Genomic DNA, 16112 nt, shown 5'->3' with positions numbered 1-16112 from the left:
TTGATACTGTTTTTGTCATGTGAGTCACCTCTGACTGAGAGTTTACTCACTTAGCCGCGTGTCCACTATTGCTGGGTAAGATCAAGATAACATCTCTAAGGATGAATGGGAAAACCTCCATGCATTAAAAGAAAAGCGTTTAAATGGAATGCCTAAAACAACACCCAAAAGTGACCAGGTTATTATGTTGCAAAATCAATACGTTCGTGAAATGCGAAAATATGACGTACGAGGTTTACGTTACGATGCAGCAAAACACTCAAAACATGAACAAATAGAAAGATCAATAACTCCACCGCTTAAAAATTATAATGAGCGGTTACACAATACTAATTTATTTAACCCAAAATATCAAAAAAAAGCCGTTATGAATTACATGGAATACCTGGTAACTTGTCAGTTGGATGAACAACAAATGTCATCGCTGCTTTATGAAAGAGATGATTTAAGCGCCATTGATTTTTCATTGCTCATGAAAACGATAAAAGCCTTTTCATTTGGTGGCGATCTCCAAACCCTTGCATCAAAACCGGGTTCCACAATCTCAAGTATCCCATCAGAAAGACGGATATTGATTAATCATTAACCACGATTTTCCAAACAATGGCAATCTTTTCAATGACTTTCTATTTAACCATCAACAAGATGAACAATTAGCAATGGCATATATAGCCGCTCTGCCGTTCAGCAGGCCTTTAGTTTACTGGGATGGCCAAGTATTAAAATCAACGACTGAAATTAAAAATTATGATGGGTCCACGCGTGTCGGCGGTGAGGCGTAGCTTAATAAAGGTTGCTCTACCTATCAGCAGCTCTACAATGAATTCCACGCATTATATATAGATAAAGCAGGAATATGGAGCGCATTTGAGGGTGTATCTGCAACTAAAAACGTTCTGGCCTTTAGTCGTGGGGATTCTGTGAACATTAATCACTCTCCTCATGATGGACTAGTTATAATAAATAAAGGAAACGAAGAAGTTGAAGGTACCTGGCCTAACAAATTGCAACCTGGAATATACAAAAACATGGGGAGTAATAGCGTTAACATTATTATTAATAATACCCGAAAAATTATCCCCCCTGGTAAAGTATTTACGCTTAGAGGCGGAACTCTAAATATCAATATTCCTGGGCGTAGCGCTCTTCTTTTAGGGAAAACAGGAGAACCGCCGAACTATCTCTATTTATAATTTAATGTTATATCTGCCCCGATAAAACGGGGCAGATAATATGTTTAGTTTACTAACGGTCATTTTGCAGTGAAGCCATTTACTGTTTTTTATCGACCAGATAATCTGTTCTCTAATGTTAACTCCCCCTAACCTGTTGCTTTAGTTATTCATTTCCTGTCTCACTTTGCCTTAATACCCTACGTTAAATGTTACTAATTTGTTGCTTTTGATCACAATAAGAAAACAATATGTCGCTTTTGTGCGCATTTTTCAGAAATGTAGATATTTTTAGATTATGGCTACGAAATGAGCATCGCCATGTCACCCTACATCTCATAAGAGGATCGCTTCTGATGAATGCACTGACCGCCGTACACAATAACGCTGTCGATTCAGGCCAGGACTATAGCGGATTCACTCTCATCCCGTCGGCGCAATCCCCGCGTCTGCTGGAACTCACCTTCACCGAACAGACGACCAAACAGTTTCTCGAACAGGTTGCCGAATGGCCCGTGCAGGCGCTGGAGTACAAATCGTTTCTGCGTTTTCGGGTAGGCAAAATTCTTGACGATCTGTGTGCGAATCAGCTGCAACCATTGCTGTTGAAGACCCTGCTAAACCGTGCTGAAGGTGCGCTGTTGATCAATGCGGTGGGTATCGATGATGTGGCGCAGGCAGATGAGATGGTGAAGCTGGCAACGGCGGTAGCGCATCTGATTGGTCGCTCAAATTTCGATGCGATGAGCGGTCAGTATTACGCGCGTTTCGTGGTGAAAAATGTCGATAACTCAGACAGCTATCTGCGTCAGCCGCACCGCGTGATGGAACTGCACAACGACGGCACGTATGTCGAAGAGATCACCGATTACGTGCTGATGATGAAAATCGATGAGCAAAACATGCAGGGTGGAAATTCGTTGCTGCTGCATCTCGATGACTGGGAACATCTGGACCACTATTTCCGCCATCCACTGGCGCGTCGCCCGATGCGCTTTGCCGCGCCGCCGAGCAAAAACGTCAGCAAAGATGTTTTCCATCCAGTGTTCGACGTTGATCAACAGGGTCGCCCGGTGATGCGCTATATCGACCAGTTCGTCCAGCCAAAAGATTTTGAAGAAGGCGTGTGGTTGAGCGAGCTTTCCGATGCCATTGAAACCAGCAAAGGCATTCTTTCTGTACCCGTTCCCGTTGGCAAATTCCTGTTGATAAACAACCTGTTCTGGCTGCACGGTCGCGACCGCTTTACTCCGCACCCGGATCTGCGCCGTGAACTGATGCGTCAGCGTGGCTATTTCGCTTACGCCACTCACCACTACCAGACGCATCAGTAAGCGCAAAGGAATTGAGCGGATGTATGATTTTGTGATTATTGGCGGCGGCATCATCGGCATGTCGACCGCCATGCAACTGATTGATGTTTATCCGGATGCCCGCATTGCGTTGCTGGAAAAAGAGTCCGGCCCGGCCTGTCACCAGACGGGCCACAACAGCGGCGTGATCCATGCCGGGGTCTATTACACGCCCGGCAGCCTGAAGGCGCAGTTTTGCCTGGCGGGAAACCGCGCCACCAAAGCCTTTTGCGATCAAAACGACATTCGCTATGACAACTGCGGCAAGATGCTGGTCGCCACGTCCGATCTCGAAATGGAACAGATGCGCGCGTTGTGGGAACGCACGGCGGCGAACGGTATCGAGCGCGAGTGGTTAAACGCCGAGGAACTGCGCGAGCGCGAACCGAATATCACCGGGCTCGGCGGCATTTTTGTGCCGTCCAGCGGCATTGTCAGCTATCGCGAAGTCACAGCGGCAATGGCAAAAATCTTCCAGGCCAGAGGCGGTGAGATTATTTATAACGCCGAAGTCAGCGCCCTCAGTGAGCATAAAAACGGCGTGGTCGTCCGAACCCGTCAGGGCGGCGAATATGAAGCATCGACGCTGATTAGCTGTTCCGGGCTGATGGCTGACCGGCTGGTGAAAATGCTCGGCCTCGAACCGGGTTTTATTATCTGCCCGTTCCGTGGCGAGTATTTCCGCCTTGCGCCGGAGCATAACCAGATTGTTAACCATCTGATTTACCCCATTCCCGACCCGGCAATGCCATTTTTGGGCGTGCATCTCACCCGAATGATCGATGGCAGCGTCACCGTCGGGCCAAACGCGGTGCTGGCTTTCAAACGCGAAGGCTATCGCAAGCGCGACTTCTCATTTAGCGACACGCTGGAGATTTTGGGCTCGTCGGGGATTCGCCGGGTGCTGCAAAACCATCTACGCTCAGGACTGGGCGAGATGAAAAACTCGCTGTGCAAAAGCGGCTATCTGCGCCTGGTGCAAAAGTATTGTCCCCGGCTTTCGTTAAGCGATCTCCAGCCCTGGCCCGCCGGTGTGCGGGCGCAGGCAGTATCGCCGGACGGCAAGCTGATTGACGATTTTCTGTTTGTCACCACCCCACGCACGATCCACACCTGCAATGCGCCCTCCCCGGCAGCGACATCAGCAATTCCTATTGGTGCGCATATTGTCAGCAAGGTACAAACGCTGTTGGCAAGCCAGAGTAACCCCGGACGCACGCTGCGAGCGGCACGTAGTGTGGATGCCTTACACGCCGCATTTAATCAATAACCTTTGAAAACAGGACGTAACAATGAAACTTAACGACAGTAACTTATTCCGCCAGCAGGCGTTGATTAACGGGGAATGGCTGGACGCCAACAATGGTGAAGTCATCGACGTCACCAATCCGGCGAACGGCGACAAGCTGGGTAGCGTGCCGAAAATGGGCGCTGATGAAACCCGCGCCGCTATCGACGCCGCCAACCACGCCCTGCCCGCCTGGCGTGCGCTCACCGCCAAAGAACGCGCCAACATTCTGCGCAACTGGTTCAATTTGATGATGGAGCATCAGGACGATTTAGCGCGCCTGATGACCCTCGAACAGGGCAAACCACTGGCCGAAGCGAAAGGTGAAATCAGCTACGCCGCCTCTTTTATTGAGTGGTTTGCCGAAGAAGGCAAACGCATTTATGGCGACACCATTCCCGGTCATCAGGCCGATAAACGCCTGATTGTTATCAAGCAGCCGATTGGCGTTACCGCAGCTATCACGCCGTGGAACTTCCCGGCGGCGATGATTACCCGTAAAGCCGGTCCGGCGCTGGCGGCAGGCTGCACCATGGTGCTGAAGCCCGCCAGTCAGACACCGTTCTCTGCGCTGGCGCTGGCGGAGCTGGCGATTCGCGCGGGCATTCCGGCTGGCGTGTTTAACGTGGTCACCGGTTCGGCAGGCGCGGTCGGTAATGAACTGACCAGCAACCCGATGGTACGCAAACTGTCGTTTACCGGTTCGACCGAAATTGGCCGCCATTTAATGGAACAGTGCGCGAAAGACATCAAAAAAGTGTCGCTGGAGCTGGGCGGCAACGCGCCGTTTATCGTCTTTGACGATGCCGATCTCGATAAAGCCGTGGAAGGCGCGCTGGCCTCGAAATTCCGCAACGCCGGGCAAACCTGCGTCTGCGCCAACCGTTTATACGTGCAGGACGGCGTGTATGACCGCTTTGCCGAAAAACTACAGCAGGCGGTGAGCAAACTGCACATCGGCGACGGGCTGGATAAAGGCGTCACCATCGGGCCGCTGATCGATGAAAAAGCGGTAGCAAAAGTGGAAGAGCATATTGCCGATGCGCTGGAGAAAGGTGCGCGTGTGGTTTGCGGCGGTAAAGCGGATGAACGCGGCGGCAACTTCTTCCAGCCGACCATTCTGGTGGACGTGCCGGCCAACGCCAAAGTGTCGAAAGAAGAGACGTTCGGCCCCCTCGCCCCGCTGTTCCGCTTTAAAGATGAAGCCGATGTGATTGCGCAAGCCAATGACACCGAGTTTGGCCTTGCCGCCTATTTCTACGCCCGTGATTTAAGCCGCGTCTTCCGCGTGGGCGAAGCGCTGGAGTACGGCATCGTCGGCATCAATACCGGCATTATTTCCAATGAAGTGGCCCCGTTCGGCGGCATCAAAGCCTCGGGTCTGGGTCGTGAAGGTTCGAAGTATGGCATCGAAGATTACTTAGAAATCAAATATATGTGCATCGGTCTTTAACTGGAGAACGCGAATGAGCAGCAATAAAGAGTTAATGCAGCGCCGCAGTCAGGCGATTCCCCGTGGCGTTGGGCAAATTCACCCGATTTTCGCTGACCGCGCGGAAAACTGCCGGGTGTGGGACGTTGAAGGCCGTGAGTATCTTGATTTCTCGGGCGGGATTGCGGTGCTCAATACCGGGCACCTGCATCCGAAGGTGGTGGCCGCGGTGGAAGCGCAGTTGAAAAAACTGTCGCACACCTGCTTCCAGGTGCTGGCTTACGAGCCGTATCTGGAGCTGTGCGAGATTATGAATCAGAAGGTGCCGGGCGATTTCGCCAAGAAAACGCTGCTGGTTACGACCGGTTCCGAAGCGGTGGAAAACGCGGTAAAAATCGCCCGCGCCGCCACCAAACGTAGCGGCACCATCGCTTTTAGCGGCGCGTATCACGGGCGCACGCATTACACGCTGGCGCTGACCGGCAAGGTGAATCCGTACTCTGCGGGCATGGGGCTGATGCCGGGTCATGTTTATCGCGCGCTTTATCCTTGCCCGCTGCACGGCATAAGCGAGGATGACGCTATCGCCAGCATCCACCGGATCTTCAAAAATGATGCCGCGCCGGAAGATATCGCCGCCATCGTGATTGAGCCGGTTCAGGGCGAAGGCGGTTTCTACGCCGCATCGCCAGCCTTTATGCAGCGTTTACGCGCGCTGTGTGACGAGCACGGGATCATGCTGATTGCCGATGAAGTGCAGAGCGGCGCGGGGCGTACCGGCACGCTGTTTGCGATGGAGCAGATGGGCGTTGCGCCGGATCTCACCACCTTTGCGAAATCGATCGCGGGCGGCTTCCCGCTGGCGGGCGTCACCGGGCGCGCGGAAGTGATGGATGCCGTCGCTCCAGGCGGTCTGGGCGGCACCTATGCCGGTAACCCGATTGCCTGCGTGGCAGCGCTGGAAGTGTTGAAGGTGTTCGAGCAGGAAAATCTGCTGCAAAAAGCCAACGATCTGGGGCAGAAGTTGAAAGACGGATTGCTGGTGATAGCCGAAAAACACCCGGAGATCGGCGACGTACGCGGGCTGGGAGCGATGATTGCCATCGAGCTGTTTGAAGATGGCGATCACAGCAAACCGGACGCAAAACTCACCGCCGAGATCGTGGCACGCGCCCGCGATAAAGGCCTGATTCTTCTCTCCTGCGGCCCGTATTACAACGTGCTGCGCATCCTTGTACCGCTCACCATTGAAGACGCTCAGATCCGTCAGGGTCTGGAGATCATCAGCCAGTGTTTTGCTGAGGCGAAGCAGTAGCTATGTCCGTTTGTAAGAGTTAAACGTTGCTAAGGGAATGATAACGATGCAGTAAAAAATAATAACGATGAGGCGATCGACAAAGTTAAAAACGACTGCGGACTGTCCCCTCGCCCCTCTGGGGAGAGGGTTAGGGTGAGGGGTAATCACGCGGCTACACCCTCACCCCGGCCCTCTCCCTAAGGGAGAGGGAGAAAACCCTCCCGCTTTCGTTTTTAAGATTTTGTTGACCGTCTCAATTAAACGCGTGACCCGGCGCGGGAAATGTCGGGGCGCTCTCCCAAGTGACACACTTTCGAGAGGATTCAGGATGGGGCAATCATCGCAACCACATGAGTTAGGCGGCGGGCTGAAGTCACGCCACGTCACCATGTTGTCTATTGCCGGTGTTATCGGCGCAAGTCTGTTTGTCGGTTCCAGCGTCGCCATCGCCGAAGCGGGCCCGGCGGTATTACTGGCCTATCTGTTCGCCGGATTACTGGTGGTTATGATTATGCGAATGCTGGCGGAAATGGCGGTTGCCACGCCCGATACCGGTTCGTTTTCCACCTATGCCGATAAAGCCATTGGCCGCTGGGCGGGTTATACCATCGGCTGGCTGTACTGGTGGTTTTGGGTACTGGTTATCCCGCTGGAAGCCAACATCGCCGCTATGATCCTGCACTCGTGGGTTCCAGGCATTCCCATCTGGTTATTTTCCCTCGTCATTACCCTCGCCTTAACTGGCAGTAATTTATTAAGCGTTAAAAACTACGGCGAATTTGAGTTCTGGCTGGCGCTGTGCAAAGTCATCGCTATCCTGGCCTTTATTTTCCTTGGTGCAGTCGCAATTAGCGGTTTTTACCCTTATGCCGAAGTGAGCGGGATCTCAAGATTGTGGGATAGCGGCGGCTTTATGCCCAACGGCTTCGGTGCGGTATTAAGCGCGATGTTGATCACCATGTTCTCGTTTATGGGCGCAGAAATTGTCACCATTGCCGCCGCGGAATCCGACACGCCGGAAAAACATATTGTCCGCGCTACCAACTCGGTTATCTGGCGTATTTCTATCTTCTATTTGTGCTCTATTTTTGTCGTAGTGGCGTTAATACCGTGGAATATGCCGGGGCTGAAAGCCGTTGGTTCTTATCGCTCGGTTCTGGAATTGCTCAATATTCCCCATGCGAAATTAATCATGGACTGCGTGATATTACTTTCCGTAACCAGCTGTCTGAACTCGGCGCTGTATACCGCGTCAAGGATGCTCTACTCCTTAAGCCGTCGCGGTGATGCGCCCGCGGTAATGGGCAAAATCAACCGCAGTAAAACCCCGTATGTGGCGGTGTTACTCTCCACCGGAGCGGCATTTTTAACGGTGGTGGTGAACTATTACGCACCTGCGAAAGTGTTTAAATTCCTGATAGACAGCTCCGGTGCTATCGCCCTGCTGGTTTATTTAGTCATCGCCGTTTCACAGTTGCGGATGCGTAAAATTCTGCGAGCAGAAGGAAGCGAAATTCGCTTGCGCATGTGGCTTTACCCGTGGCTCACCTGGCTGGTAATAGGCTTTATTACCTTTGTGTTGGTGGTGATGTTATTCCGCCCGGCGCAACAGTTAGAAGTGATCTCTACCGGCTTATTAGCGATAGGGATTATCTGTACCGTGCCGATTATGGCGCGCTGGAAAAAGCTGGTATTGTGGCAAAAAACACCCGTTCATAATACGCGCTGATAATGATCAGGAGTCACACCATGACCATTACGTCTCTGGATGGCTATCGCTGGCTGAAGAACGATATTATTCGCGGTAATTTTCAACCGGATGAAAAATTACGAATGAGTTTGCTGACATCGCGTTATGCACTTGGCGTTGGGCCGTTACGGGAAGCTCTTTCGCAACTGGTGGCGGAACGGCTGGTCACGGTGGTGAATCAAAAAGGGTATCGGGTGGCGTCTATGTCAGAGCAGGAGCTGCTCGATATTTTCGACGCCCGCGCCAATATGGAAGCGATGCTGGTCAGTCTGGCGATTGCCCGCGGTGGCGATGAATGGGAGGCAGACGTTCTCGCAAAAGCGCATCTGCTGAGTAAGCTGGAGGCCTGTGACGCCAGCGAGAAAATGCTTGATGAGTGGGATCTGCGTCATCAGGCGTTTCATACAGCAATTGTGGCGGGCTGTGGTTCTCACTATTTGCTGCAAATGCGTGAACGGTTGTTTGATCTGGCGGCGCGCTATCGATTTATCTGGCTGCGGCGAACGGTGCTTTCGGTAGAAATGCTGGAGGATAAACACGATCAGCACCAGACCCTGACTGCGGCGGTACTGGCGCGAGATACCGCGCGCGCCAGTGAGTTAATGCGCCAGCATTTACTGACGCCAATTCCCATTATCCAGCAGGCGATGGCTGGCAATTAACTACTCTTCCGGAATACGCAACACTTGCCCCGGATAAATTTTATCCGGGCTTTTTAGCATCGGTTTATTCGCTTCGAAGATTTTATTGTACAGATTAGCGTTACCGTAGACCTGTTTGGAAATGGCACTCAGAGTGTCGCCAGACTTAACGGTATAAAACTGGCTGGCAGTGGCTGGTGTCGCCGTTTTCACCTGATCATCAACACTGGCAATACCGGAAATATTCCCCACCGCAACAAGGATTTTCTCCTTCGCCTCCTGACTCAGGCCGTCACCAGTGACCGTCGCTTTGCCGTCGGCAATTTGAATGTTCACTTTATCGGCATCAGGTATACCGGTTTTGCTCAGATGCTCCTGCACCTTCTTCGCCTGATCGTCTTTATCGTGCTGACCTGTAACCGCGTCCCAGAGTTTTTCTCCGGCATCTTTCACAAAATTGAACAGACCCATAGCTACCTCATTCGTTAACGGAAACACTCAGAAAGTGTAGCAGAGGAACGCGGCGCGTTAACGCCGCGGGGGTGAGCACAGGTTTAATCGCGGGTTTGCACCCAGAACGCGTGAATCAAACCGGGGATATACCCAAGCAGTGTCAGCAGAATATTAATAATGAACGCCCAACCGAACCCTTTACCGAGCAGCACGCCGAGAGGCGGCAGAATGATGGTGATGACGATTCTCCAGAAACCCATATGTACTCCCTATAAGAAAATTACTCATTGTTTAAAAAGAGATTTTATCTCTTAAGCGTAGTAATTTTAGCGGAGCCTGCCAGTTTCAGCTTACGCTTTTACTCTCATTTACGCTGCTGATGCTGGTATATGTTGCATTTTTAGTTTAGAGTTTACTTAATTTAGAAAATACTTAAATAAATATGACTGAACTCGCGCAATTACAGGCCAGTGCCGAACAGGCAGCGGCCTTATTGAAAGCAATGAGCCATCCTAAACGATTGCTGATTCTGTGCATGCTTAGCGGTTCCCCCGGCACCAGCGCGGGAGAGCTGACGCGCATTACCGGACTGAGTGCCTCTGCGACATCACAGCATCTCGCTCGTATGCGGGACGAAGGGCTTATCGACAGCCAACGGGATGCCCAACGCATTCTATATTCCATTAAAAATGAGGCGGTAAATGCCATTATCGCCACCCTGAAAAATGTCTATTGTCCGTAAGGAGTCACTATGGCTTTGACAACCATTTCGCCGCATGATGCACAAGAATTAATCGCACGCGGCGCAAAGTTAATCGATATTCGTGATGCTGATGAATATCTTCGTGAACATATTCCTGAAGCAGATCTGGCTCCATTATCCGTGCTGGAACAGTCAGGTCTTCCACCTAAATTACGTCGCGAGCAAATTATATTCCACTGCCAGGCAGGTAAACGCACCAGTAATAACGCCGATAAATTAGCAGCGATTGCCGCCCCCGCAGAAATATTTTTACTCGAAGATGGGATTGATGGCTGGAAAAGAGCTGGATTGCCAGTAGCGGTAAATAAATCTCAACCCTTGCCGTTAATGCGCCAGGTGCAGATCGCTGCGGGTGGTTTAATATTAATCGGCGTTGTACTGGGTTATACCGTAAATAGCGGTTTCTTCTTATTAAGTGGCTTTGTTGGTGCCGGGTTACTGTTTGCAGGAATCAGCGGTTTTTGTGGAATGGCAAGGTTGTTAGATAAGATGCCGTGGAACCAACGAGCTTGAGAAGCGACGCCGGACGCGCCCTAGCAGCGACATCCGGCCTCAGTAATTAGATCAGGAAATCGTCGAGAGATTTACCTTCTGCCAGCGCCTGAGCAATTGGCTTCGGTGTACGGCCCTGACCGGTCCAGGTTTTAGTTTCACCGTTAACATCGGTGAATTTATATTTCGCCGGACGCGGCTGGCGTTTTTTACCAGCGCGTGGTGCAGCAGCAGAGCTATTACCCAATAACTCTTCCGGGTTAATTCCGTCAGCCTTCATCAGCTCCAGCCAGGTGCTAATTTTTTCCTGACGCTCAGCCAGTTCACGCTGCTGCTGTTCTTCTTCTTCACGTCTTTCTTTAGTGACAACCCTGAATTTTTCGAGCATTTCTTCAAGAACGTCAATGGAGAATTCGCGAGCCATCGCACGGAGGGTGCGAATGTTATTTAAACTTTGTAACATTACGGACATAATAAAGAAAACCTTTTAACGCCAAAACAAAAAAGTATTTCGTCGCGTAGTGTAAGCGATCACTTATTATATTTCCACAAAATTTAATCTATTTACAGTCCTGCGCGAGATTATTTCAGCTGTTATTTTCTGAAACTCTCAGAATAATTTCAAGATTATATATTAGCCATTTTGATGAGTAATTTAGATTATTGGTGAACAGAGTGGCGCTCTCTGCTCGCTAATTCCGCAAGCCTGACAAAACCGAAGTGAATAAAAATGCAATATAACAGAATAAAAGAAAACACCCCTCACTGGTGCTTTCTGCTGTTAATGTACATTTTCTGGCATAAAAAATGCTGTAAATGACACGGTCACGACATACACCGAATTCTCTACGCTTATAGCGTTACCTCACCCCCAAACTTTCATTAGTGAAATTAAAGGAAAGGTCATATCCAATTGATTTAATTGAAAATAAATCATATCGGCATGTAAAAATCCACAATGTACAAAAAACGAGCCGTTACGGAATATTTTATCTACAAAAACTGACTAAATAAAAATTTTTCACTAATTGAATAGTCATAGCCAGCGATATACGCTATGCGAAAATGCAGATGGCAATGAGATCCACTGCTTTCATCTCCATTAACATCCCATTACGCTTTTATTAAGGAGCATTAGCATGTTCTCACCGCAGTCACGCTTGCGTCATGCAGTTGCAGATACGTTCGCGATGGTTGTTTACTGTTCTGTCGTGAACATGTGTATTGAAGTTTTCCTCTCCGGAATGAGCTTCGAACAGTCTTTTTATTCCAGATTGGTAGCGATTCCGGTGAACATCTTAATTGCATGGCCATACGGTATGTACCGCGATCTGTTTATGCGCGCGGCACGCAAAGTTAGCCCGTCGGGCTGGATAAAAAATCTGGCTGATATCCTGGCTTATGTGACGTTCCAGTCACCGGTGTATGTGGCGATCTTGTTAGTGGTGGGCGCAGACTGGCATCAGATTATGGCGGCGGTCAGTTCAAACATCGTTGTTTCGATGTTGATGGGGGCGGTTTATGGCTACTTCCTCGATTATTGCCGCCGACTGTTTAAAGTCAGCCGTTACCAGCAGGTAAAAGCCTGACTCTTCTTTTCGCGACTGGCATCGCCAGTCGCGTCTTTAACTGGTTTCGCCAAATAAACCATTCAAATAACGTTCAAGCGCAACACGCGAACTAAAGCCATGCGGGATACCGTAATGCTCGTGTCGCTCGCCTGCTAAATAGAGCGGAAATTGCTGGTAATGATCGCAAGTTTTAATATCGGAAGCGGGTTCAGCCAGTGTTGAACTGCGTTCTTTTAATGTTGGATGAATTACCAGAGCGGTACGTCCCATTCGCGCTTCGCGATTAACATAGACATAATTTTCCCCACGGCGGTAACCATACGCTTTCTGGGTTACCACATCGACAGTAAAACCGACTTTTTCAAGTACGCGCGCCACCTCGTCTGGTCGTAAATACATATTTGATCCTCGTTATTATCAACCGCGGGCCTACCTTACCTGATTGCGCATTCACAACGCTTTCAGAAAAGTCCATAAAGCCGCGATGAACCTCAGTTAAGAAAATTATGGTCTACACTGAAAATTACATCGAATTCTAATGGGGGATCATATGTTTAACCGACCGAACCGCAACGACGTTGATGATGGCGTGCAGGATATCCAGAATGATGTCAATCAATTAGCTGACAGCCTCGAATCTGTATTGAAGTCCTGGGGCAGCGACGCCAAAGGGGAAGCTGAAGCCGCACGCAGTAAAGCTCAGGCATTGCTGAAAGAAACCAGGGCGCGAATGCATGGTCGTACTCGCGTCCAGCAAGCCGCACGCGATGCCGTTGGCTGCGCGGATTCTTTTGTTCGTGAAAGACCCTGGTGTAGCGTGGGTACAGCAGCTGCGGTAGGTATTTTTATCGGCGCACTGTTAAGCATGCGCAAATCGTAGTGCAAAAATGATAATAAATACGCGTCTTTGACCCCGAAGCCTGGCTTCGGGGTTTCTTTTTGCCTGGTGAATCACAAAAATCCCCCTACCCCGTCACGCTCATATCCAGGGTAATTTCGACCACTATTTGCTATATATTGTGTGGTTGAATCTTTTTTCAACTACATCTAGTATCTCTGTATCAACAGAGAGACAACCCGACGCGTATCATCGCGCCGTATCTTCATTTTAAACGGAAATACGAATCATGCGCATTACTATTTACACTCGTAACGATTGCGTTCAGTGCCACGCCACCAAACGGGCGATGGAAAACCGGGGCTTTGATTTTGAAATGATTAATGTCGATCGCGTTCCTGAAGCAGCGGAAGCGTTGCGTGCTCAGGGCTTTCGTCAGTTGCCGGTAGTGATTGCTGGCGATCTTAGCTGGTCTGGTTTCCGTCCGGACATGATTAACCGTCTGCATCCAGCGCCACACGCGGCCAGTGCATGAGCCAGCTCGTCTACTTCTCCAGCAGCTCCGAAAACACGCAGCGTTTTATCGAACGTTTAGGTCTGCCCGCGGTGCGCATCCCGCTCAATGAGCGGGAACGGATTCAGGTAGACGAGCCTTACATCCTGATCGTGCCCTCTTACGGCGGCGGCGGTACGGCTGGCGCGGTGCCACGACAGGTAATTCGCTTTTTAAACGACGAGCACAACCGGGCGTTGCTTCGCGGCGTTATTGCTTCTGGTAATCGCAACTTTGGTGAGGCGTATGGCCGCGCCGGAGATGTGATTGCCCGGAAATGCGGCGTGCCGTGGCTGTACCGTTTTGAACTCATGGGTACGCAAAGCGATATCGAAAACGTTCGTAAAGGAGTAACCGAATTTTGGCAACGACAACCGCAGAATGCCTGACGCAGGAAACGATGGATTACCACGCGCTGAATGCGATGCTTAACCTCTACGATAGCGCAGGTCGCATTCAGTTCGATAAAGACCGCCAGGCCGTTGACGCCTTTATTGCGACGCATGTGCGTCCGAACAGTGTGACCTTCAGTAGCCAGCAGCAGCGCCTGAACTGGCTGGTCAACGAAGGTTACTATGATGAAAGCGTTCTTAATCGCTACTCTCGCGACTTTGTCATTACGCTGTTTGCCCACGCACACACCAGCGGTTTTCGTTTCCAGACATTCCTCGGGGCATGGAAGTTTTACACCAGCTATACGTTGAAGACATTCGACGGTAAACGTTATCTGGAAGATTTTGCCGATCGAGTCACGATGGTGGCGCTGACGCTGGCACAAGGCGATGCGACGCTGGCGTTGCAACTGACCGATGAAATGCTGTCAGGACGCTTTCAGCCAGCCACGCCAACATTCCTCAACTGCGGTAAGCAGCAGCGCGGCGAACTGGTTTCCTGTTTTCTGCTGCGTATTGAAGACAATATGGAGTCGATTGGCCGGGCGGTAAATTCCGCACTGCAACTGTCGAAACGCGGCGGCGGCGTGGCATTTTTGCTGTCGAATCTGCGGGAAGCGGGCGCGCCAATTAAACGTATTGAAAATCAATCTTCTGGCGTAATTCCGGTGATGAAAATGCTGGAAGACGCATTTTCCTATGCCAACCAACTCGGCGCGCGTCAGGGGGCTGGTGCAGTCTATTTACATGCTCATCATCCCGATATTCTGCGTTTTCTCGACACGAAACGGGAAAATGCCGACGAAAAAATCCGCATTAAAACACTGTCGCTTGGCGTGGTGATCCCGGATATCACTTTCCATCTGGCAAAAGAGAATGCGCAGATGGCGCTGTTTTCGCCCTATGACGTTGAGCGAGTTTATGGCAAGCCGTTTGCCGATATCGCCATTAGCGAACACTATGACGAACTGGTTGCCGATGAACGCATCCGCAAAAAATACCTCAACGCCCGTGATTTCTTCCAGCGACTGGCAGAAATCCAGTTTGAGTCCGGCTATCCCTACATCATGTATGAAGACACGGTAAACCGTGCTAACCCTATCGCCGGGCGCATAAATATGAGTAATCTCTGCTCAGAAATTTTGCAGGTTAACAGCGCCTCAGAGTATGACGAGAATCTCGACTATGCCCGTACAGGCCATGATATTTCCTGCAATTTAGGTTCGTTGAATATTGCCCACACCATGGATTCCCCCAACTTTGCCCGCACGGTAGAGACTGCCGTACGCGGTTTAACGGCGGTGTCAGATATGAGTCATATCCGCAGCGTGCCGTCCATCGAAGCCGGAAATGCCGCCTCGCACGCCATCGGACTGGGGCAGATGAATTTACATGGTTATCTGGCGAGGGAAGGCATCGCTTATGGTTCGCCGGAAGCCCTGGATTTCACCAATCTCTATTTCTATACCATCACCTGGCACGCACTGCGTACCTCGATGTTGCTGGCGCGCGAACGCGGTGAAACCTTCGCCGGGTTCAAACAGTCACGCTATGCCAGTGGTGAATATTTCAGCCAATATCTGCAAGGTAACTGGCAGCCGAAAACGGCGAAAGTTGGCGAACTGTTTGCCCGCAGCGGTATTACGTTACCTACCCGTGAGATGTGGGCGCAACTGCGCGACGACGTGATGCGCTACGGCATATACAACCAGAATCTCCAGGCGGTGCCGCCAACCGGTTCTATCTCTTATATCAACCATGCTACGTCGAGTATTCATCCGATTGTGGCGAAAGTAGAGATACGCAAAGAGGGCAAAACAGGACGCGTTTACTACCCTGCCCCGTTTATGACTAACGAGAATCTGGCGCTGTATCAGGATGCTTACGAAATCGGCGCAGAAAAGATCATCGACACCTACGCGGAAGCGACTCGCCATGTCGATCAGGGTTTGTCGCTGACGCTGTTTTTCCCCGATACCGCCACCACTCGCGATATCAACAAAGCGCAGATTTACGCCTGGCGCAAAGGTATCAAAACGCTCTATTACATTCGCCTGCGTCAGATGGCGCTGGAAGGCACTGAAATTGAAGGCTGCGTCTCCTGTGCACTTTAAGGAA

The 16112-nt window shown here is 50.6% G+C and carries 17 protein-coding genes and 1 pseudogene; 14 read left to right on the top strand and 4 right to left on the bottom strand.

Translation table 11 applies throughout. From position 1 onward, the window contains the following. Window positions 1-82: 82 nt before the first annotated feature. The 7 genes and pseudogenes from FTE26_RS09415 to csiR form a co-directional block, all read left to right on the top strand. Window positions 83-1193: pseudogene (locus FTE26_RS09415) on the top strand (alpha amylase C-terminal domain-containing protein); the annotation flags it as partial. Window positions 1194-1528: 335 nt separating this feature from the next. Further along, window positions 1529-2506 carry a glutarate dioxygenase GlaH gene (gene glaH, locus FTE26_RS09410; protein ID WP_000993087.1) on the top strand — a complete coding sequence of 326 codons (978 nt, stop codon included), beginning with the start codon at window positions 1529-1531 and terminating at the stop codon, window positions 2504-2506. A 19-nt stretch (window positions 2507-2525) separates the two neighbouring features. Beyond that, window positions 2526-3794: an L-2-hydroxyglutarate oxidase gene (lhgO, locus tag FTE26_RS09405; protein WP_000271934.1), complete on the top strand. Its 1269-nt coding sequence runs from the start codon at window positions 2526-2528 to the stop codon at window positions 3792-3794. A 22-nt stretch (window positions 3795-3816) separates the two neighbouring features. Continuing rightward, entirely contained in the window at window positions 3817-5265 is a 1449-nt protein-coding gene (gabD, locus tag FTE26_RS09400; protein ID WP_000772837.1) for an NADP-dependent succinate-semialdehyde dehydrogenase, read from the top strand. A gap of 13 nt (window positions 5266-5278) precedes the next feature. Then, window positions 5279-6559 (top strand): 4-aminobutyrate--2-oxoglutarate transaminase, encoded by a 1281-nt coding sequence (gene gabT / locus FTE26_RS09395; protein WP_000097665.1) that lies wholly within the window; start codon window positions 5279-5281, stop codon window positions 6557-6559. Window positions 6560-6869: 310 nt separating this feature from the next. Beyond that, the gene (gabP, locus tag FTE26_RS09390) at window positions 6870-8270 is read left to right on the top strand and encodes a GABA permease (RefSeq protein ID WP_001295173.1); all 1401 of its coding nucleotides are present in this window, start codon (window positions 6870-6872) and stop codon (window positions 8268-8270) included. A 20-nt stretch (window positions 8271-8290) separates the two neighbouring features. Then, window positions 8291-8953 (top strand): DNA-binding transcriptional regulator CsiR, encoded by a 663-nt coding sequence (gene csiR, locus FTE26_RS09385; protein WP_000156811.1) that lies wholly within the window; start codon window positions 8291-8293, stop codon window positions 8951-8953. Here csiR and kbp read toward each other — a convergent pair whose 3' ends face one another. Both kbp and FTE26_RS09375 read right to left on the bottom strand, forming a co-directional pair. Next, window positions 8954-9403, bottom strand: a complete 450-nt coding sequence (gene kbp, locus FTE26_RS09380; RefSeq protein ID WP_000522424.1) for a potassium binding protein Kbp — start codon at window positions 9401-9403, stop codon at window positions 8954-8956. Window positions 9404-9486: 83 nt separating this feature from the next. After that, window positions 9487-9645, bottom strand: a complete 159-nt coding sequence (locus tag FTE26_RS09375; protein WP_000508177.1) for a YqaE/Pmp3 family membrane protein — start codon at window positions 9643-9645, stop codon at window positions 9487-9489. A 182-nt stretch (window positions 9646-9827) separates the two neighbouring features. On the opposite strand from FTE26_RS09375, the gene FTE26_RS09370 reads away from it, so the two are divergent. Further along, a complete protein-coding gene (locus FTE26_RS09370) occupies window positions 9828-10127 on the top strand; it encodes an ArsR/SmtB family transcription factor (protein WP_000137280.1) in 300 nt (99 codons plus the stop codon). 9 nt (window positions 10128-10136) lie between these two features. Beyond that, a complete protein-coding gene (gene ygaP / locus FTE26_RS09365; RefSeq protein ID WP_001229467.1) occupies window positions 10137-10661 on the top strand; it encodes a thiosulfate sulfurtransferase YgaP in 525 nt (174 codons plus the stop codon). A 46-nt stretch (window positions 10662-10707) separates the two neighbouring features. Here the strand turns inward: ygaP and stpA are convergent, their stop codons facing one another. Beyond that, entirely contained in the window at window positions 10708-11112 is a 405-nt protein-coding gene (gene stpA, locus FTE26_RS09360; protein WP_000115383.1) for a DNA-binding protein StpA, read from the bottom strand. A gap of 667 nt (window positions 11113-11779) precedes the next feature. Here stpA and alaE point away from each other — a divergent pair. Further along, window positions 11780-12229 carry an L-alanine exporter AlaE gene (alaE, locus tag FTE26_RS09355; protein ID WP_000492656.1) on the top strand — a complete coding sequence of 150 codons (450 nt, stop codon included), beginning with the start codon at window positions 11780-11782 and terminating at the stop codon, window positions 12227-12229. Window positions 12230-12265: 36 nt separating this feature from the next. Here the strand turns inward: alaE and FTE26_RS09350 are convergent, their stop codons facing one another. Continuing rightward, a complete protein-coding gene (locus FTE26_RS09350; RefSeq protein ID WP_000281321.1) occupies window positions 12266-12610 on the bottom strand; it encodes a DUF2002 family protein in 345 nt (114 codons plus the stop codon). 151 nt (window positions 12611-12761) lie between these two features. On the opposite strand from FTE26_RS09350, the gene FTE26_RS09345 reads away from it, so the two are divergent. From FTE26_RS09345 to nrdE, 4 genes are all read left to right on the top strand, one after another. After that, entirely contained in the window at window positions 12762-13091 is a 330-nt protein-coding gene (locus FTE26_RS09345) for a DUF883 domain-containing protein (RefSeq protein ID WP_001295174.1), read from the top strand. A 247-nt stretch (window positions 13092-13338) separates the two neighbouring features. Next, the gene (gene nrdH, locus FTE26_RS09340; RefSeq protein ID WP_001223227.1) at window positions 13339-13584 is read left to right on the top strand and encodes a glutaredoxin-like protein NrdH; all 246 of its coding nucleotides are present in this window, start codon (window positions 13339-13341) and stop codon (window positions 13582-13584) included. Further along, entirely contained in the window at window positions 13581-13991 is a 411-nt protein-coding gene (gene nrdI / locus FTE26_RS09335; protein WP_000080947.1) for a class Ib ribonucleoside-diphosphate reductase assembly flavoprotein NrdI, read from the top strand. The genes nrdH and nrdI overlap by 4 nt, the downstream gene beginning before the upstream one ends. Next, window positions 13964-16108, top strand: coding sequence for a class 1b ribonucleoside-diphosphate reductase subunit alpha (nrdE, locus tag FTE26_RS09330; protein WP_000246508.1), 2145 nt, complete (start codon window positions 13964-13966; stop codon window positions 16106-16108). The genes nrdI and nrdE overlap by 28 nt, the downstream gene beginning before the upstream one ends. Window positions 16109-16112: the final 4 nt, after the last annotated feature.

This window comes from Escherichia sp. S10b (assembly GCF_028421345.1).
GTDB lineage: Bacteria > Pseudomonadota > Gammaproteobacteria > Enterobacterales > Enterobacteriaceae > ECMA0423.
Note: the sequence above shows the minus strand (reverse complement) of the source record. Positions and strands in the feature narration are given on the sequence as shown.